This window comes from Sorangium sp. So ce119, assembly GCF_051524405.1.
GTDB lineage: Bacteria > Myxococcota_A > Polyangia > Polyangiales > Polyangiaceae > Sorangium > Sorangium cellulosum_G.
The window spans coordinates 3,263,336-3,282,658 of record NZ_CP150310.1; the positions used below are offsets into that span (position 1 = coordinate 3,263,336).

At 69.7% G+C, this 19,323-nt stretch carries 12 protein-coding genes and 1 pseudogene; 7 read left to right on the forward strand and 6 right to left on the reverse strand.

The features are described from left to right. Positions 1–2: 2 nt before the first annotated feature. On the forward strand, positions 3–2,135 hold the full coding sequence (locus WME76_RS12315) for a DEAD/DEAH box helicase (RefSeq protein WP_437960329.1): 2,133 nt from the start codon (positions 3–5) through the stop codon (positions 2,133–2,135). Between the two features lie 119 nt (positions 2,136–2,254). Here the strand turns inward: WME76_RS12315 and WME76_RS12320 are convergent. From WME76_RS12320 to WME76_RS12330, 3 genes and pseudogenes are all read right to left on the reverse strand, one after another. Next, positions 2,255–3,004 (reverse strand): annotated as a pseudogene (locus WME76_RS12320) (tyrosine-type recombinase/integrase); the annotation flags it as partial. A gap of 172 nt (positions 3,005–3,176) precedes the next feature. Further along, positions 3,177–4,433 carry a Kelch repeat-containing protein gene (locus WME76_RS12325; RefSeq protein WP_437960330.1) on the reverse strand — a complete coding sequence of 419 codons (1,257 nt, stop codon included), beginning with the start codon at positions 4,431–4,433 and terminating at the stop codon, positions 3,177–3,179. A gap of 425 nt (positions 4,434–4,858) precedes the next feature. Beyond that, positions 4,859–5,110 (reverse strand): hypothetical protein, encoded by a 252-nt coding sequence (locus tag WME76_RS12330; RefSeq protein ID WP_437960331.1) that lies wholly within the window; start codon positions 5,108–5,110, stop codon positions 4,859–4,861. Between the two features lie 328 nt (positions 5,111–5,438). Here WME76_RS12330 and WME76_RS12335 point away from each other — a divergent pair, with 328 nt between their 5' ends. The 5 genes from WME76_RS12335 to WME76_RS12355 all read left to right on the forward strand — a co-directional run bounded on the left by WME76_RS12335 (position 5,439) and on the right by WME76_RS12355 (position 13,322). After that, on the forward strand, positions 5,439–6,185 hold the full coding sequence (locus WME76_RS12335) for an AAA family ATPase (protein WP_437960332.1): 747 nt from the start codon (positions 5,439–5,441) through the stop codon (positions 6,183–6,185). 55 nt (positions 6,186–6,240) lie between these two features. Continuing rightward, positions 6,241–9,333, forward strand: coding sequence for a DUF3427 domain-containing protein (locus WME76_RS12340; RefSeq protein WP_437960333.1), 3,093 nt, complete (start codon positions 6,241–6,243; stop codon positions 9,331–9,333). Between the two features lie 364 nt (positions 9,334–9,697). Then, positions 9,698–11,425 (forward strand): hypothetical protein, encoded by a 1,728-nt coding sequence (locus WME76_RS12345; RefSeq protein ID WP_437960334.1) that lies wholly within the window; start codon positions 9,698–9,700, stop codon positions 11,423–11,425. Positions 11,426–11,427: 2 nt separating this feature from the next. Then, a complete protein-coding gene (locus tag WME76_RS12350; RefSeq protein WP_437960335.1) occupies positions 11,428–12,348 on the forward strand; it encodes a hypothetical protein in 921 nt (306 codons plus the stop codon). 653 nt (positions 12,349–13,001) lie between these two features. Continuing rightward, positions 13,002–13,322, forward strand: coding sequence for a helix-turn-helix domain-containing protein (locus tag WME76_RS12355; protein ID WP_437960336.1), 321 nt, complete (start codon positions 13,002–13,004; stop codon positions 13,320–13,322). Between the two features lie 46 nt (positions 13,323–13,368). Here WME76_RS12355 and WME76_RS12360 read toward each other — a convergent pair whose 3' ends face one another. From WME76_RS12360 to WME76_RS12370, 3 genes are all read right to left on the reverse strand, one after another. After that, entirely contained in the window at positions 13,369–14,367 is a 999-nt protein-coding gene (locus WME76_RS12360) for a hypothetical protein (protein ID WP_437960337.1), read from the reverse strand. Positions 14,368–14,375: 8 nt separating this feature from the next. Continuing rightward, positions 14,376–15,719 (reverse strand): hypothetical protein, encoded by a 1,344-nt coding sequence (locus WME76_RS12365; protein WP_437960338.1) that lies wholly within the window; start codon positions 15,717–15,719, stop codon positions 14,376–14,378. A 216-nt stretch (positions 15,720–15,935) separates the two neighbouring features. After that, a complete protein-coding gene (locus WME76_RS12370) occupies positions 15,936–17,399 on the reverse strand; it encodes a S8 family serine peptidase (protein WP_437960339.1) in 1,464 nt (487 codons plus the stop codon). Positions 17,400–17,765: 366 nt separating this feature from the next. Between WME76_RS12370 and WME76_RS12375 the strand changes: the two genes are divergently transcribed. Then, the gene (locus WME76_RS12375) at positions 17,766–19,310 is read left to right on the forward strand and encodes a sigma 54-interacting transcriptional regulator (protein WP_437960340.1); all 1,545 of its coding nucleotides are present in this window, start codon (positions 17,766–17,768) and stop codon (positions 19,308–19,310) included. Positions 19,311–19,323: the final 13 nt, after the last annotated feature.

Here is a 19,323-nt window from a genome sequence, read left to right on the forward strand (position 1 = left end):
ACGTGTCGCAGGGCGAGAGCAGCTTCTTCCGGCTTCATCCGAACTTGCGGCACGCCATCGTGCACGAACTCGGCTGGAAGGCGCTTCGACCGGTGCAGGAGCAGTGCATCGACGCCGTGCTCGACGGATGCAATGCAGTGGTTCTCGCACCGACCGCCGGGGGAAAGACGGAGGCGAGCCTGTTCCCGCTGCTCTCGCGCATCCTGTCAGAGGGGCTCGGCCCCGTCGCCGCGCTCTACGTGTGCCCGATACGTGCGCTGCTCAATAATCAAGAGGCCCGGGTCGAACATTATGCCCGCATGGTCGGCCTCGACGCCTTCAAGTGGCACGGCGACGTGAGCGACAGCAAAAAGGCGCGCTTCATCCGGGAGCCGAAGCATGTCCTGCTGATCACGCCAGAGTCGCTCGAGGTGATGCTGATCAGCCAGAAGGCGGATGCGCGGGCGCTCTTTGCGAGCCTGTCCGTGGTGATCGTGGACGAGGTGCATGCATTCGCGGGAGACGACCGGGGTGGGCACCTCGTGAGCGTGCTCGAGCGTCTTTCACGGTTCTGCGGGCGGGATGTGCAGCGGATTGGACTGTCCGCCACCGTGGGCAATCCGGACGAGATCGGTCGATGGCTCCAGGGATCAAGTCAGAGGCCCTACCGGCGCGTCGATCCGCCCCGCGGCCCTCCCGTGCGCGATCTACGGGTCGATCGGGTCCCGGACGGCGATGCCGCGGCCCGTGAAGCTGCGCGGATAGGGCAGGGAAAGAAGAGCCTTGTGTTCGTCGAGAGCCGCAGCCAGGCCGAGCGGGTGGCCGCCGCGATGGTCGGACGCGGCGTGGACGTGTTCGTCCACCACAGCGCCGTGAGCCGTGCGGATCGCGAGTTGGCCGAGGCGCGATTCGCCGAGGGAACAAATACCGCGATCGTATGCACGTCGACGATGGAGCTCGGGATCGACGTGGGCGACCTGGACAGGGTTGTACAGATCGACGCGCCGGCCACCGTGGCAAGTTTGCTCCAGCGCATGGGACGTACGGGCCGGCGGGCGGGGACGAGGTCGAACTGCACGTTCCTCTGTCAGACCCCGGAGTCGCTCGTGCAGGCGGTGGCGCTCCTCCAGCTTCTCGAGCGCGGGTGGGTCGAGGAAGTGCACCCGCCACGCGCCGCTGCACATTTGCTGGCCCACCAGATCATGGCGCTCTCGCTGCAGGAGCGGGGGGTGTCGCGGCACCGGCTCGGAGAATGGCTGGCCGGCGCGACACCGTTTTCGGCCCTCGGCGAACAAGACGTGTGCGAGGTCGTGGACACGATGCTGGCGAGGGGCATCTTGCATGAGGCCGACGGGCTCCTCTCGCTGGGAGCAGAGGGGGAGCGGCGCTACGGTCGCAAGAACTTCTTCGAGCTCTACGCCGTATTCGATTCCCCTGACGTCCTGCGGGTGATGTCGGGCGAGCAAGACGTGGGCTTGGTGCAGGCCAGCTTCGTGCGCGCCGCGCTCACGCGGCAGGAGGGAGCATGCTTCCGGCTCGCGGGGCGGTCGTGGCAGATTGCCCAGATCGAGTGGTCCAGAGCGGTTTGCCGGGTCGTCCCCGCGAAGGCGGGCCGCGTGCCGGTCTGGCTCGGTACGCCCGCCATGCTACCAGGAACGCTGTGCGCGGAGATCAAGCGCACGCTGGCAAGCGACGAGCGGTATGCGTGGCTGTCGGAGGCTGCGGCCCTGGAGCTATGCGCTTTCCGCGAGTCTTATGGGGGGCTCGTCGAGGAGGGAGAAGCACCGCTCGAGGACGACGGTGCGACGATTCGTTGGCATACTTTCGCCGGCGGGGCAGTCAACAGGCTGCTCCGGGCGGGGCTCGAACGAGTCGGGGCGGGCGAGTGGACGGCTGGCAACTGGTCCCTGAAGCACAAGGGGTCGGGCAACGCCCATGCATTGCGGGAGCGCTTGCGTGAACTCGGCGGAATGGACTGGACGGCGATCGCGGAGGACGAGGCGAATCGCGAAGAGGGCGAAGGGCTGAGCAAATTTCAGCCGTGCTTGCCAGACAGGCTGGCGAAGCGGATGGTGGTCGAGCGGCTCTTCGAGCCGGGGGCGACACGCGGGTTTTTGGAAACACATCGGATCCCGGTGGCGGGAGCGTCAGGCTGATGGGAGGGCGTGTGGAGCTGGCCGGTTGCGCTGTTCCATATCGCTAAACAGCGAGCTGTTGCACCGCGCTCCCATCAACTGTTTGGAATGCACGGTGTACCCTCGAGCCGCACAGCTCGCTACCTTCCGCGCTTCCCACGCTCGGCCGTGAGGTCGACCACAGGCGCTTGGACGCTGGCCGTGGCGCCCTGCGACGGCGAGCTCAGTAGCCGTCCGATCGCCTCGTGCGCAATGCGCACGGCTTCAACGTCCCCCGCCGCCGCCGCAGCACCCAGCCCTTCCCCGAGCTGCGCGACCAGCACCGCCCGCGGTGACAGGGCAGGGGAGGGCGTCGCCGCCGTCCGCGCCGCCCCGCCTCCTCCCGCAGCCACCTGCTCCGCCAGTCGCACCAGCATATCCACCCCCACCGCCTCCCCCGCCGCCACCGCTCTCAGCGCCGCCACCGCCAGCTCCCGCCCCCCGTCTCCACCCCCACCTCCCGTCTGCCCACCTTCCTGCCCACTTTGCCCCTTAACCCCGCGATTTCGTTCAGCACCCCCAGGCTCTTTTAATCCGTAGGTCCAGGGTTCGAGTCCCTGTCGACCCACTGAATGATTCCGAGGGGTTAGACGCGAAACCTCAGGTGGAATCGAGGCGGAGGTGGGCAGCGGCGCTGCCCACCCGGGCGTCTGGCGGACGGCGCCCTTGATGGCCGTCTCGCTCAGGTGCGCGTAGCGGTGCGTCGAGGCGATCGACGTGTGGCCGAGGTGCTCGCGGACCTCCTCGAGCGTCCAGCGACGGCCCCACCAGCCGGCGACGAGCGAGCTGGCGCAACTGTGGCGGAGGTCGTGCCAGCGGACCGGACGCGAGATGCCGGCGGCGGCGAGGTGGCGGTCGAAATAGCCGCACGCAAGGAAATCCGGTCAGATCGGCGGCTCCGCGGAATACAAGTGACAGTGCGCCGATCGCTCGGCCGCGCAACGCTGCCACTCCGGCGCGCTGAGACGAGCGTGAGCCGCCCCTTTGTCGATCGCCTCCGCAGCGTGCGGCGGCGTGGACGCGTCAAGGCTTCGTCTTGCAGCCCCCGTAGCGCTCCACGCTCGTGAGGGTCGGCGGATTGGAGAAGTACGTCGCATCATACCCGCCCGTGATCAGGACCGAGCCGTCTTGCAGGGTCGTCGCGGTGTGAAAGCCCCTCCGGATCGGGTCGTCGATCACGGTCCAGGTGTCGTTGGACTCCTTGTAGATCTCGGCGCCCTGGCCGCCGATGGCCATCACGCGGCCGTGAGACATGGGCGCCACGGCGGACGCCCAGGTATGGCGGAAGTTCAGCGGCGGAGTCAGCGTCCACGTGTCGCTCGCGGGATCGTAGATCTCGGCGGTCTCGCCGGCATCGACGAGGACCACGACCTCCTCCTCGGTACCGCCGTAGATCTGGCCGCCGCCGCCGACCACCAGCACGCGCCCGCTCGGCAACAGCGTGGCCGTGTGCTGCATGCGAGGCAGGTTCGTCGGCGCCGCCGCCGTCCAGGCACCCGTGGCCGGATCGTAGATCTCCACGCTGGTGCGACCTGCGGGCCGCTCGTCGCTGTTCAACGTGTACCCGCCGACGACGAGCACGCGCCCATCCTGGAGCAGCGTCGCCGTGTGCAGGTGGCGGGTCACCGACATCGTTCCTGCGCTGGACCAGGTGTTCGTCCCGGCATCGTAGAGCACGGCCTCCTTGAGGACGCGCTCGTCGTCGCTGCCGCCCGTGCGCAGCACCAGCCCGTTCGGTAGCGGTGTCAGCGACGTCTGGGCGAACTCCCACCCTCGAGCCGCCTCGCCCGGCGTGAGGGGGACGCTCGTCGTCGTGCCCGTGCTCGGATCATAGACCAGCCCGCCGGGGCTGAAGAGCACCCTGCCGTCCTGCAGGAGCGCGGCACCCACGGGGGACATCGGGTAAGGCAGCGCGCCGCCGGTCGTCCACGTGTCCGTGGCAGGATCGTAGAAGTCGACCGCCGTCGGGTAAGGGTAGGCGCCGCTGCCGCCGGCGACCATCACCTGGCCATCCGGCATGAGCAGGGCGATGTGCCGCTCTCGCGCCCGGGGCAGCGGCGCGACGGACGACCACTCCGCGTGGAAACCGACGTGACGGCGGCACAGCTTCTTCGGGTGGCGGTCCGCCAGCGACACCGCTTTCGCCTCGAGCGTCGCCTCGCCGAGCGCATCCTCCGCGAAGGGCGCGGGCTCAGGGCCAGAGCCGCACCCGGCGACCGTGAGCGCGGCGAGGGACAGAAAGGCGACCAGACCACGATGGCAACGACCGGCCATAGACATGATGGGACCTCGTCAGGAACTGGGGGAGGGTGCAGCCGTCTCCCATGGGAACGCGTCAGAGCGCAACAGAGGATCATACCAGATGGTCGCGTGGGGTGGGCTGGCGTTCCGCAAGGGGATGACCTGTGAGGCGGTCACCCAGCAACGTACATCGCCATCCTCCAGCGTGTCATGTCGCTCCCAGGTGCTTCACTTCAGCGGGCTCGCCCTGCCCGGCACTTACATTCCGCGAGCTCCTCGTGGCGTCCATGTCCGCCGACGCAGGGCTGCAGGGCTCGAAACGAGAACCGCTGCATCCACCGAAGTCACGTCGCCGCCTTTGGTCTCGAGAGCTCGTCGACGCCTTCCGGCGCGAACTGGAGCTCATGGCTCCCGGTGAGTGATGAAGTGAACTCGATGGCTTGTGGGCTAAAGGCGGGCCTCGCTCACGGTGAGCATGGGCCCTCCCGGTTCTCCAGGCAGTAGCTCAGTACGCACGTGGCGTGACGAATGGCCTCGGAGCCGCACGGGTCGGCTTCGCAAACGCCGCGCTGGTCGTTCAGGCAGCCCATGTAGTCGTCGAGCTCGCTCGTGCACTCGGCTGCCTGGCTCTTGGCCTCCATGTCCTCGCACAGGCTCGCGCAATCCCAGGTCCTGGGTGGATGAACGGGGTCGAGCTCCTCTCGCCTCGTCCACATGGTTCCGCAGCCTGATTCATGTGCCTTCTTGCAGGTGCTCTCACAGTCAGCCCCGCAACCCATGGTAAGGCCGTTCATCGGCGTCAGGATGGATGCCGCGAGCGGCGCAGAATTGATCTTCATCATGATGATTGTCGCATGAAGGTGCGTCTCCTTGCGGTCCAGGCAGCCTTCCGACCGGCGCGCGAGCTGGCGCGCCCGCACGGGCCACTGCGCTCACGTGGAGCGCCCACGCCTGGCGAGCCGAGGTGCAGGCGTTCCATCCTGCGTACGACGTGCTATCGCCCTGAGGACCCGCGAACGCTCGCCCCCCACGGCTTCGACCCCCATGACGCGCGCCCTCCTCCAGCACGGCTTCATCCGCTCCGTCCAGCTCCTGCGCGAGCGGGTCGCCGACTTCTCCAGGTATCCGTTCAGCATCCCCGCCGTGCGCGCCATCGACGAGCTCGCGCTGCACCCGAAGGTGACCTTCCTCGTCGGCGAGAACGGCTCCGGAAAGTCGACCCTCATCGAGGCGCTCGCGCTGCTGGCCGGCTTCAACGCGGAGGGCGGCTCGAAGGGCTTCAACTTCTCGACCCGGCGCTCCGAGTCGGAGCTTCACACGGCGATGCGGCTCGTGCGCGGGGCGCGCCGCGAGAAGAACGGCTTCTTCCTGCGCGCCGAGAGCTTCTTCAACGTCGCCACCCAGGTGGATGAGCTTGAAGTGACCGCGGGCTACGGCGGCACGTCGCTGCACGAGCAGTCGCACGGCGAGTCGTTCCTGGCCCTCGTGAAGAACCGGTTCAAGCCGGACAGCCTCTTCATCCTCGACGAGCCGGAGGCGGCGCTGTCGCCGGCCAGGCAGCTCACGCTGCTCGCGCGCATGCACGAGCTCATCGAGCGCGGTCGATCGCAGTTCATCATCGCCACGCACTCACCCATCGTGCTCGCCTATCCAGCGGCGACCATCTACCGGCTCTCGGAGGACGGCATCGCGCCGGTGGCGTACGAGGAGACCGAGCACTTCGCGCTCACGCGCGACTTCCTGCTGCACAGGGACCGCTTCTTCCGCGAGCTCTTCCGGGACGACGCGTGAGGGGCGCGCGAACGACGGATCACCCCATGGCCAGGGGGCCGTAGACTCGCGGGCGATGAAGGCGAGCCGGCGCGGTCTTTACGAGATCCTGGTGACGGAGGCGCTGGCGCCGGGCCTGCGGGAGATCGATGGCGGCCTGGAGGCCCGCACCGGCGAGCTCCGGGTCGCCGAGGCCGCCGACCGCATCGCGCTGCACCTGGGTCGCATCGTGCAGCGCGCGATCGCGGGCGTACCGGACAAGGAGCGCGTGAGCGTTGGCGTGGGGCTGGCGCGGAGGCTGGTCGCGCAGATCGACGAGGTGATCGCCGGCGCAGAGGTCCAGCCGGATGCGCCCGTCGAGCCGGGGACGGTGCTCCGGGCGATCGTGGGGCGGCATCCGGACGGCAGGCCGGAGACGATCGACGAGCCGCTCATCCCGCTCCTCGACACCACGCTCCTCACCAACGCGCCCGGCGAGCCCAGGGTGGGTCATCAGCTCCTGACGGAGGTTCGATCGGCGGACCGCATCGACGTGGTCATGGCGTTCGTCCGCTGGAGCGGCATTGCCCCGCTCCTCGATGCCGTCCGCGCGCACCGCCAGGCGGGCCGGGAGCTGCGCGTGCTGACGACCACGTACACGGGTTCGACCGAAGCGCGGGCGCTCGACGCGCTCCGAAAGATCGGCGCCGACGTGCGCGTCTCGTACGACACGGGCACGACGCGCCTGCACGCGAAGGCCTGGCTGTTCCATCGCGCGTCGGGCTTCTCGACGGCCTATATCGGCTCCTCCAACCTGACGCACTCCGCGCAGACCAGCGGACTCGAGTGGAACGTCCGCGTGTCCGGCGCGCGCAACCCGGATGTCGTCGCCAAGGTCGCCGCCGTCTTCGAGAGCTACTGGAACAGCGGCGACTTCGTGCCGTACGAACGCGAGGAGTTCCTCGCGCGCGTCGATGATGCGTCGAGCGGGGCGCGCGCTGTGATGCTCAGCCCGGTCGAGCTCCGCGCAGAGCCGTTCCAGGAGCGCCTGCTCGAGCAGATCGCGCTCTCCCGCGAGCGGGGGCACCACCGCAACCTGCTCGTGTCGGCGACCGGCACCGGCAAGACTGTCATGGCGGCCATCGACTACGCCCGGTTGCGCGAGGCGCTGCCCCGCGCGCGCCTGCTCTTCGTGGCCCACCGCGAGGAGATCCTGGAGCAGAGCCTGGCGACCTTCCGCCAGGGCCTGCGGGATCACGCCTTCGGTGAGCTGTGGGTCGGCGGCCGTCGCCCGCGGCGCTTCGAGCATGTGTTTGCGTCGATCCAGAGCCTCGCCGCGGCAGGGCTCGATGATCTCGACCCGCGCCATTTCGACGTGGTGATCGTCGACGAGTTCCACCACGCGGCCGCGCCGTCGTACCGCGCCTTGCTGGAGCACGTGCGGCCCGTCGAGCTCCTCGGGCTCACGGCCACGCCCGAGCGGAGCGATGGGCTTCCGCTGCTCGGCTGGTTCGACGACCGGATCGCCGCGGAGCTGCGGCTCTGGGACGCGATCGACCAGCATCGGCTGGTGCCCTTCATCTATCACGGCATCCACGACGGGCTGGACCTGCGCGAGGTGCCGTGGCGTCGCGGGCGCGGCTACGACGTCGAGGGGCTCTCCAGGCTGCTCACGGCCAACGACATCTGGGCCCGGCAGGTGGTGGCCCAGCTCGCCGCGCACGTCGATGACCCGCGGAAGATGCGGGCGCTCGGGTTCTGCGTGAGCATCGAGCACGCGCGGTTCATGGCACGCGTCTTCCGCGAGGCGGGTGTCGCGGCGACGGCCGTGTGGGGGGATAGCCCCGGTGAGGAGCGGCGCGCGGCCCTGGCGAAGCTGGGGGCGCGGGAGGTGAACGTCGTCTTCTCGGTGGACCTGTTCAATGAAGGGCTCGATGTCCCCGCGGTCGATACGTTGATTCTCCTGCGCCCGACCGACAGCGCGACGCTCTTCTTGCAGCAGCTCGGGCGCGGTCTGAGGCGCAGCGCCGGCAAGACCGTGTGCACGGTGCTCGACTTCGTCGGGCACCATCGCCGCGAGTTCCGGTTCGATCGCCGCTTCGGAGCCCTGCTCGGCGGGAGCAGAAAGGAGGTGATGCAGCAGATCGAGAGCGGATTCCCGTTTCTGCCTGCGGGCTGCCACATGGAGCTCGATCAGAAGGCGTCGGAGCTGGTGCTCGAGAACATCCGGCAAGCCGTGCCGTCGGGGTGGACGGCCAAGGTCGACGAGCTGCGGCGGATCGGCCGCGGTAGCGACGTGAGCCTCGTGCGGTTCCTCGAGGAGACCGGGCTCGAGCTGGAGGACCTGGTTGCCGGCCAGCGGTCGTGGTCAGACCTCCGTGGTGCGGCGGGACTTCCGTTGCTGGGCGCAGGCCCGCACGAGGAGGCGCTGCGGCGCGCGTGCGGGCGGCTGCTGCACGTCGACGACTTCGCGCGGATCGAGGCGTATCGCCAGCTGCTCGCGTCCGAGGCGTGTCCGGACCCGGGGGCGATGAGCGCGCGCGAGCGACGGCTCTTGCGCATGCTCGTCGCCACCGTGGCGGATCGCGCGGTCGGCAAGACGGCCACGCTGGCGCAGGCCTGCGCGCTGATCTGGGCGCACCCCCAGGTGCGCGCGGAGATCGTCGAGCTGATGGGCGTGCTCGCCGGGCGCGTCGACCATGTTCACCGGGCGCTCACCACCCACCCGGACGTGCCGCTCGAGGTGCACGCGCGCTACTCGCGCATCGAGATCCTGGCGGCGTTCGGGGTCGGGGGCAGCGCGAAGGTCGCGCCATGGCAGACAGGGGTGTACTGGGCGAAGGACGCCAGGGCCGACCTGCTCGCGTTCACGCTCGACAAGACGAGCGGGCAGTTCTCGCCGACGACGCGCTACCGGGACCACGCCATCAGCCGGCAGCTCATCCACTGGGAGAGCCAGTCGACCACCCGCGCCGAGAGCGAGACGGGTCGGCGCTACCGGCAGCACGAGGCGCTCGGCACGGCGGTGATGCTGTTCGCGCGGCTGCGCAGCGATGAGCGGGCGTTCTGGTTCCTGGGCCCGGCGAGCTACGTGCGGCACGAGGGCGAGCTGCCGATGGCGATCACGTGGCGGCTGCACCACGCGCTGCCGGGGGACCTGTTCGCGTCGTTCGCGGCGGCGGTGGCGTGAAGGGGGGATCCGGGCCCACGCAGCCTCCGTTTGAGGAGCCGAGAGGCGCAGGAGCTGGCTGCCCGACGGCGTGAGCGGGGCGGGGGAGGACCACTCTCCTTCTGTTCTCAGGTACGCGCCGGTATCGCGAGATGGCGGGCACGCACCGCCCGCATGGGATCAGGGGAGATGCTGTCCCACCATCTTGCAAGGGCGCGTTGACAAGCAGGGGCGCCCCCACCGAACCTGACCGTTGCGAATGGGACGCCGTAGCCCTCGATTCTTCCCTCGCGCGCGTCTTCCACGTCTTCCACGGGGAGGCGGGCGGCGTGGCGGATCGGCCGGTGCGATCGCGATCCTGATCCTGATCGCGATCGCATTTGGCTTGTACGTGCTCAGGGCGATCCTGGCCGCGATCGGCGCGGTGCTCGCAACACCGTATCCCTGGATCGCGCTGGCGCTCGTCGGCACAGGCTATGTCGTTTACCGCGAGCGCCTCGCCCGGCGCGGGTTGGCGGGATCGGGGGGCGGACACCCGCTCGCGGTGCTCGCCGCCCTGACCGGCGTTGTTGCGCTGCTCCTGTACGCGCTCGTCATGGTGCTGATGATCCCCGCCGTCTGGATCTTCCTCGGCGTCGGGGGCGCCGGCTACGCGATCTACCGGGTGGTACGGCGGATCTTGCGCGAGCGCCTGGAGGTGCTGTTCCTCGACACGGTGGCGGCCCGCCACGCGTCGGATCCGAGGGCCGCCGAGCTGCTCGGCGCGCTCGAGCACCGCGGAAGCTCGGACGCCGACGTGTGGCTGCTCGTCGCAGCCGACGCTGCGAGCCGGGCACGATACCAGGATGCGCTCGCTGCCCTGGAACGAGCCGCGACGCGAGCCCGTAGCATTGGCCAGCTCTCGTCGGGCATGGTGCTGGCCTTCCCCGGGTTGCCTGCGCCGCTGTCGTTCCGCCCGGAGGGCGGGGTCTTCAGCAACGTCGAGGTCGCGATAGCCCAGATGCATGTGCTCGCCGGGGCTCCGGGCAAGGCGCTGGATGCCCTCAAGCTCTCCATCTCCGATCCCGCCTATCCGATGGGCGTGTGCGCGCTGGCGGATGCGCACGTCGCGCTGGGCGAGGTCGACCGGGCAACGACGGCGCTGGCGCAAGCTGCGGATGCACCGAGCGTTCCCTCCGAGCTGTCGCGCAGCCTGAGGTACAAGCTGGCACGTTTGCTGGAAGACCACGAGTCGCGCTCCGCCGCTGTACGGGAATACAAGGCGCTGATCGCTCAGGGCGGCCATGAGGACGCGGCCGAGCGCCTCCAGGCGCTGCGGGCAGAGATCAAGGAGGAGCGGCGACGCGAGGAAGAGGCGCGGAGAATCGAGGAGGCGCGGAGAATCGAGGCGGAGGAGCGGCGACGCGAGGAGGAGGCGCGAAGAATCGAGGAGGCGCGGAGGATCCAGGAGGCGCAGAGGAGAATCCAGGAGGAGGCGCAGCGTCGAGAGGCCCTGAAGAACGCGGTGGCTCACGCGGAGAAGCTCCGCGCCGGGGGCCATCATGGCATTGCGGCGACAGAGCTCCGCCGCGCGATGGGGCTCGCCATGGATGACGAGACCGCGCGCGCGCTCCGCTACACGCTCGCGGCCACCCTGGCGGACGCCGGGTCGACGACGCAGGCCGCTGCGGAGTACGAGTCGCTCGGCGACTACCAGGACGCAGCGGCGCGCCGGGAGGCGCTCCGCGTCCAGGAACAGGCGCGTCAGCAGGCGATCCGCGTCGAGGAGGAGGCGCGCCGCCAGCGGGCGCTGCTGGCGCAGGAGCAGGCAACGCTGGATCAGGCGCTCGCGAAGCTCGAGGCGGCGAGGGGACCCGCCGGACGGAGGAGCGCCGTGCGGGCCGGCCTCGACCGGCTCACGCTCCAGGATCTGCGCGAGCAGCTCCTGCTGGAGGCCTCGCGGATCGAGGTCGATGCCGTCCTGGAGAAGGTGGACGGGCTCAGGACCGCGGCAGCAAAACGCCGCCACCTGCTCGCCGCGCTCGAGGCCCTCCGCGCCGACGACATCCCGGACGACCTGCAGGCGCAGCAGATCCGATGGCTCGACGAAGCGCTCGCGGCGCTGGAGGCGTGACGATGGCAGAGCAGGATCCGCCCAGCACGCCGCCCGAGCCTTCCGCATCGCCGCCCGGTCCGAACCCGGTGCCGAGCCTGGAGGGGCTCTTCCCTCGGCCCCATCCGTCGAGCGAGACACTCTTGCTGCTGGGCGCCGCGGCGCTGGTGCTTGGACCTCTCGCCGGCGTGCCAGCGATCCTGCTCGGCCGGCTCGTGCTCCGCGAGATCGCCCGCTCGGAAGGGCGATACACCGGTGAGGCCAGGGCAAGGCTCGGCGTCGGTCTCGGGTGGGCCGGGACCCAGGTCTACACGCTGCTGTTGCTCTACATGATCGGCGCTGCCTCCGAACCCGTGGCGCTCGCCGTGCTCGGGGCAGGCGTCGTCGCCGGCCTGGCGATCGCGATCGGCGCCGGCGCCGCGGGGGCTCCGCAGCCGCTCGCGGCCGCGGCGCGGGCCTCGCGCCGGGCGCCGTGGGCGATCTACCCTGCTGTGGCCGGGCTGCTCGGCGTGGGCCTCGCGGGCTTCCTCACGAAGCAGAGCGCCGACGAGCGCGCCCGTCTGGAGGCGCTCGTCGCCTGCCAGGAGGCACGCCGCAGCGCGGGTGAGGCGCTGGAGGCCGCGAGCTTCGACCAGGCGCGGTCGCATCTCCAGGAGGCGCGGCGCACCTGTGTCGAGGGGGCGGCGCTGCAGGAGGCCGCGCGCACGGAGGCGGATGTCGACGCGAGGGAGCGCGAGGCCATCGAGCGGCGCGCCGAGGAGGAAGCCGCCCGCAAGGAGCGGGAGCGCGCCGAGGAGGAGCGGGAGCGCGCCGAGGAGCAGCGGAGGCGGGCGGAGAGGGAGCAGAGGGCCGCTGCGCGGTTCAAGGAGGTCGCTCCGGCGATCGCACGTCAGGTGCAGGTCGCCTCCGCCAGGGCAACGCAGCGACGGTGGGAGGATGGCTAGGCGGCGCTGAGCCAGGCGGAGCTCGCGCTGGACGAGTTCCGGGGGACCGACGTGCAGCGCTCGGAACGCGGCGCTGCGCTCCTCGCGCAGGTCGTGCGGCTGCGGCCGGACGTCGATGCGGGCGTAGAGCAGACCCGGCAGCGGCGCGAAGCAGAGGAACGGCGGCGGCAGGAGCTCAAGGCGGCGGCAGAGGAGAGACTGCAGCAGATGAAAGAGGCCGCCGAGGAGAGGCGACAAGCGAGCCTCCGGGTGCAGTGCTGCGATGGCACGCTCTCGCCGAGCTGCCTCTGCGGTCGCTCCTCTTACCGTGGTTGCTGCTCACATCACGGAGGCGTCTGCGGTTGCGAGGATTGAGGGAGGAGCGCGAGGCGCTCGCCGCGTTCCTGCCGGCGTCGTACGTCGAGAAGGGCGACGATCTCGAGAGATCCCGTCAAATGGCGGTGGACGCCACGGCCGTGCACGCGGCCGGCCACGCCTTCCAGCCTAGGTCGTGTCGCGCGAGGGGCTGTGGCGTCGCGACGCATGCGCGGGGATCGAGCCGGCGAGCGACGCACCAACGGCTGCGCGCGCCGTGCTCGTCACGTTCACGCGGGTGCTCTCGGGCGAGGCGCTCTACGAGCCGGGCTCCGCGGTGGGCGCCCGGCGCGCGGTGCGTGCCGTGCTCGCCGCGCCTGCCGAGCGTCGGTGAGCTGGCGAGCGAAATCGGCGTGAGCGAGCGCCAGCTGCTTCGCGCGTTCGATCAGGTGGTCGGCATGTCGCCGAAGCAGTTCGTACGCGTCGCGCGCCTCCAGCGCGCGCTTGCCGCATCGCGCGCAGCGCCGCGAGCGCCCTGGGGAGCGATCACCAAGCGCGCTGGCTATTTCGACCAGGCTCACCTGAACGTCGACTTTCGCGCCATGACGGGCGAGACGCCCAGCGCGCTCGTCGTGCCGTCGCGCAGCGCTGCCACGCCGGCGCATCACGAAGCCAGGTGAGCGGGGGGCGCGCCTGCATCCTGGCCGGGCGATCCCGCTGTTGCCTCTATTGCTCCTCCGCTGGCGGCACCGGTATAGGAGGATAGGGCGCCGGTGGCGTCACGATCGGAGCTGCGGCCGGCGGTGCAGCCACGCCATCGCCGCGCTGCTGCTGCGTCGCCCTCGTCACCTTGGCCAGCTCCTGCGCGGCTTTCAGCGCGCTCTCCGCCTTCTTCCGCTCCTCTTCCGCCTTCGTTTCTGCCGCCTCTGCCTTCTTGCGATCCGACGCCGCTCTCGCGGCAAGCGAAGTGCCGATGCCGTTGCGTAGGCTCGTCGCCGCCGCGATCCCGACCGTGAGCGACAACGCGCTGCTGATCCGTTGATTCCGTGCGTAGTTCCTGTCGCTGCGGTCGGCCGCATCCCCGTTGAGGAGCTCTTGATAGTCAAGCCCCAGCCAGAGCGAGTCACCGAGCAATCCCAGCGCGAGCCCAGGATACGGCCGCCGGATGTTGGACGCTGGGTGCTCGTATTTCGATCCTGGAACATGGATGGTCCTCTCGCCGGAGAGGAGCGGTTGCGACATGTAAATCGATACGCTGACCCAGTCCCAGAAAACCCAGAAACGAAGGCCGGCGTTGAACGTGAGGCTGACGTCGTGCGCGTTGATCCATCCGCCCAGCGTCGATGCTCCTCCGCCTATCCGAGGCAGCACGAACGTCTTGCCGATCGGCAGCTCCACCAGCGGCTCGATCGCCCATTTCCGGTCTTCGCCCCAGCAGATCGCCGTGGCGCACCGAGCTTCACGCGCGAGACTGAGAACATCACGGAACTTCGTGTCCGTGGTCGTCGCGGGCTTCGCGTGCTCCGGCTGAGAGGCCGCCGAGCGCGGAGCGGGCGAGCCATCGGACCCAGCGAAAGGCGGCGAGCGCGCCGGAGGAGCCGGCGGCGCAGGCTGCGGACCGGGCACCGACGGCGCGGCGGGGGGCGGCGTCTGCGCTTGGGCCGACCATGGACACGATGTCACGACCATCAGCGCGCTCGCATAGCGCAGGAGTTGCTTGTTCATTGGAGCCCTCACAGAAATTGAAGGTGAACCGGAAGGATGTGCTCGCAGGTCGAGTCTGTTCCAGGCAACCTGACCTTCAAGAAGATGATGCTGGAGCCGGGAATGTCCGCCTCCACGTCGATCGGCAACCCGGTGAAGCGAAGCGTCGCCTCGCCGCCGGCCGACGTCGTGGCCGTCTGCTCCGAGCCGCCTACGTCGTATACGTCCGCGATGACGTCGAGCGTGCCGACGGGCTCGCCTGCGCAATCGGTCACCGACAAGACGACATCCACGTCGTACTGCCCGGAAACATCGGACGACCTTGCAAAGCCCTCCACGGACGCGACGCGCGCAGGCTGTGGGGCGGCGATGACAGAGGCCGTCGCCGTCTGAACAGATTCTGCGTATCCCCCGACGGCGGTGGCGGAGATGCCGTATTTCCCGTACGCGATGTCGGCGCAGACGAAGAAGGATGGACTCACGCCGGTCGCGCCGTCGATCGTGATGTCGATCGAGTTGAACGGCTTCGCCTGTGCGCAGGTAGGGTCGTCCTTGGAGAGCCGAGCGGTGCCGCCCTGAGCTGCCTTGTCGTCGCCCACGTCGCGAAATATCTTGATCGTCGTGTCGACGAACGCGCCGGGGACCGTCGCGTTCCGAGCGCTGGCGCCGTCGTTCCCTTCCCGGCGCACGAGCTTGAGGACCATCGGGGTGTGCCGGCTCTGTGTGTCGCCATGGCAGCCTACCGGCTCCTCTTGTGCCCCGCAGGCCAATATCGCTTGCTTCGCCGGGATGATCGTGGAATCCGTGTCGAACTCCATCACGGCATTGTCGGGTAGCGGCGTCCCGATCCAGACGGTTGCCCGTGCGTTCTGCGGCGGCGGGGTCCCTCCAACCTCCGGCGCGACGACGATCGGGATCCCGCCGCTTCCGAGATAGGGAGCCAGGGCGACCGCCTTGAAATTCGCGAGTCCGTCGGGCGAGAAGATGCAATGCATCACGGCGTCGGATCGCTTCTGGCACGAAGCGGGGTCGCCCTGGACCTCGTCTAGCCTGAGCCACTGCGTGAGGGCGGCAAGAGACGGAATGCTCACGCTCTCCGCGCTGCCAGGGTGCTTGCAGCTCCCGATGCAGACATCGGCGTGGACTCCCTCCGACGAAGCTAGGCGCACCTCGTCCTGGCTCGTTCTGGTCAGATGGACGGTGATGACCTTCTCGGTTGTGTACGCTGGATTTCTACCGTCCGACGCGCCCCCCGAATCTGGCGATTCGGTGGGGGGAGACAGCAAGACGGTGCCAGGGCTCAGCACGAGCACATCGAGGTGGCTTGCTATCGGAGGCATGTAGTCGCTGCAGCTGCAGAGGACGCATGCCATGAGCGCTCCTGTGGGAGCCAGCGATGACATGATGACAAAAGAAGAACCTCGATTCATTGGTGGCCTCATGGTATGTTTGACTGTGATCCGACGTCCCTCCAGGCGGACGGCGGTCATGAGCGCCTCGGCTCGCCGAGCGCCCAGCAGCGCCGAGAGGGGGAGAGGGTGGTGAACCAGGGAGAGCTCGATGCGTAGCCTATGTGTCCGCCTGTGCGTTCAGCTGAGCCTATCCAGCATGTCGCGCAGGTTCGGCCGGTTGCCGATGCGCTGCGTGCTCGGCCACACCAGCCCGTCCTGCTGCGGCGATCCCGTCGTCCGCAGGAGGGCCCGCACCTCCTCGGGACCGAGCGGCGGGCGTCCCTTCGCCCGCAGGACGCCCTGGAGACTCGCGATCGCTCCGGCCACCATCAGCGCGGCGCTCGATGTTCCGGAGAAACGATCGGTGTACCAGCGACGGGGATCGTGACCGCGCTGGATGTCGCCGTACCCGCACGTCGTGACCTCGCAGCCCCATCCCTGGGCGTCCACGCGCCCGCCGTAGTTGGAGAACGCGAGCCTCGAACGGTCGGGGCCCCAGTCCCTTCCGTGCGTGCCCGGCGGCGGGGCGCCCGCGCCCACGAGCACGGCGCCTGAGCTGTGATGGGCCGGGTTGAACGGGTTGCGCCAGCCACTCGGAAACCCTGTCGCTGGCACGTCGTGATCTCGATGGTCCAGGTCCACGCCGCCGTTGCCCGCGGCCTCCACCACGATGATGTCAGCGGATGCCGCGTGCCGGATGGCAGCCAACGTGTCCGGCCACCACTCGAGGGCGATGTAGCCGTGCTGCTGCCCATCGCCCGGGTGGCGTGGTCCCGCCGAGTGCAGCGCGAGCACGAGGATGTCGCCCCCCTTGAGCCTCGCCGACGCGTCATGAATCCGGCTCGCGATCGCCCGACCCGTGTCGAGCGGAGTCGTTTGACCCTCCGTGGGCAGCGCGACCATCCGGAGGAACGCGTCCGGGCAGATACCGGTCACGCCGCTCTCGTCGCCGCCGGCGCCGAGCAGACCGGCGGCCGCGGTGCCGTGATGGACCTGGTCATCATCGCTCGTGCTCACGCCGAGGACCAGCCCGCCTTGCTGGTGGATCAAGCTCTCGTGGTGGAGCAGCCAGCCAAACTGAATGTCGATGACCCGGATCTCGCGCCCCCGGCCTCCGGCGAGGCTCCACGCGTGCCGCGCCTCGATACCTCCTGGCGCGGAGCCGAGGTAGGCCTGGTGATCGCTGAAGTCCGGCGTGACGGCGGGCGGTTCCTCGAGAGAGGGCGGGTCTCCTCCGCCTGGCCAGAACGCGACCTCGGCGCCCGGGCGGACGTACGCGGCCTCCACGATGGGGAGCGCGCGCAGCTGCCGCGCGAGCCCGTCGAGGCGATGATCTGGCGCGTAGACGTGATGAAAGCGGTCGAGGCCGTGATCGTGAGCTCGGGTCGACGCGGGGGCCGCCCGAGCGAGCGCTGATGCGGCGCGCGGGACACCGAAGAGCGGCCGGATGCTGGCCTCCTCGCGAGCGAGGAGCCCCGCGAGCGGCGCCGTGTCCACGCCGGGCGCAGCCTCGAAGGCAGCCGTGGTCGTGAACAGCTGGGCCTCGGTTCGGGTCACGACGACGAGCTCGCGCGGGCTCGACAAGATGGTTCGACGGCTCATGGGTTCGTTCCTTGCCGCTGCGCGTCGCCGCGATCAGCGGCCGAGTGGCTCTCTGACCCGCTGGAGGAGGCCGCTACAGCGGCCACGACCCGAAAGACCTACGGGGTGAAGCGTTGAGGCGTCAAAGCAAGGCGCGGGCCACCCTCGGCGCGGACCCCTGTGTGCCTGCGGAGGCGGAATCCTGCGCGTCGCTGTCAAGCGCGGTGGACAGCCGACCACCCCATTGGACGGTGCGCGGCCGCCTGCGGGCTCCCGGAGCGCCCGACGTGACGCTCCGCCGCTCGACCCCCCGCTGGTTTCCACCGCGGTAGCGGCCCGCTGGTGAGGGAGATTCCCCCGGCGTCGTCGGTGGCTTATGCTGGACCCGTGTCTCTTGACCTGTCCGGCGACGCCGAGGCGTCCGATCCCGCGCGCGTCCAGCGAGAGCGCGACTTCTATCGCAAGCTGCTGGATCTGGACGACACCGACGAGCTGGACGCGCTCCTCTCGGAGGCCCTCGCGCTGATCGTGGAGATCGCCGGCGCCCGTCGCGGCTACATCGAGCTGTCGAGCGAGGCGCCGGGCGCCGCGGGGCCGCGCTTCTGGATGGCCCACGATTGCTCCGGCGAGCAGGTGGAGGCGATCCGCGCGGCCATCTCCAGGGGCGTGATCGCCGAGGCCCTCGCGACGGGAGAGACGATCGCGACCGCGTCGGCGCTCGCCGATCCGCGCTTTCGCGAGCGCGGCAGCGTCAAGAAGCACCGGATCGACGCCGTGCTGTGCGCGCCCATCGGCCGGGTGCCGTCCCTCGGGGTGCTTTACTTGCAGGAGCGCGTTGTTCCCGGGCCTTTCTCGGACGAGGATCGCGGGCGCGCGGAGCTCTTCGCGCGTCACCTCGCGGCGCTCGCCGATCGGCTTCTCATCCGCCGGCGAGCGAACGAGGAGGCCGACCCCACCCTCCCGTATCGCCGGGTCCTTCGCTGTGAGGGGCTTGTCGGTCGGAGCGCGGCGATAGCGCACGTGTTGCAGCAGGTCTCGCTCGTGGCGCCGCTCGACGTCGGCGTGCTCTTGACAGGCCCTTCAGGGACGGGGAAGACGCAGCTCGCCCGCGTGCTTCACGACAGCGGGCCGCGCGCCAACGAGCCATTCGTGGAGCTCAACTGCGCAGCGCTCCCGGAGACGCTGATCGAGAGCGAGCTGTTCGGGTCGCTCCCGGGCGCTCATTCCGGAGCGACCCGGCGCGTCGAGGGCAAGGTCGCCGCGGCGGAGCGCGGGACGCTCTTTCTGGACGAGATCGGAGAGCTCCCGCTCGCGGCCCAGGCGAAGCTGCTCCAGCTCCTGCAGTCGAAGGAGTACTTCCCCCTGGGCGCCTCGCGGCCGGTGAAGGCCAACGTGCGGATCGTGTCCGCGACCAACGCCGATCTCAGGGTCCTCGTGAACAAGCACGCCTTTCGCGAGGACCTGCTCTACCGGCTGCAGGTCATGCCCATCCGCGTTCCGGCGCTCGACGAGCGACGCGGCGACGTCCCCGAGCTCTGCCACCGTTTCTGCGCCCGGTTCTGTCAATCCCACCGCCTCCCAGAGCTGCGCATGTCGCCCGGCGCCCTCCACGCAGCCGAGAGCGCCGATTGGCCAGGAAACCTGAGGCAGCTCGAGCACGCCATCGAGACCGCCGTCATCCGCGCCGCAGGGGAGGGGGCACGGCAAGTCGAGCGGCGGCACCTGTTCCCGGCGGAGGGCGCCACCGCTGGTCCTGAAGGGCGGCGACCGACCTTCCATGAAGCGACGCGGCAGTTTCAGGAACGGTTCCTGCGGGAGGCGCTGGACGAGCTGGAGTGGAACATCACCGCGGTCGCGAATGCATTGGATCTGACGCGAGCGCACGTGTACAATCTCATCCGCGCATTCGGGTTCGAGCGTCGGCGCGGTTAGCAGGGCCGCCGCC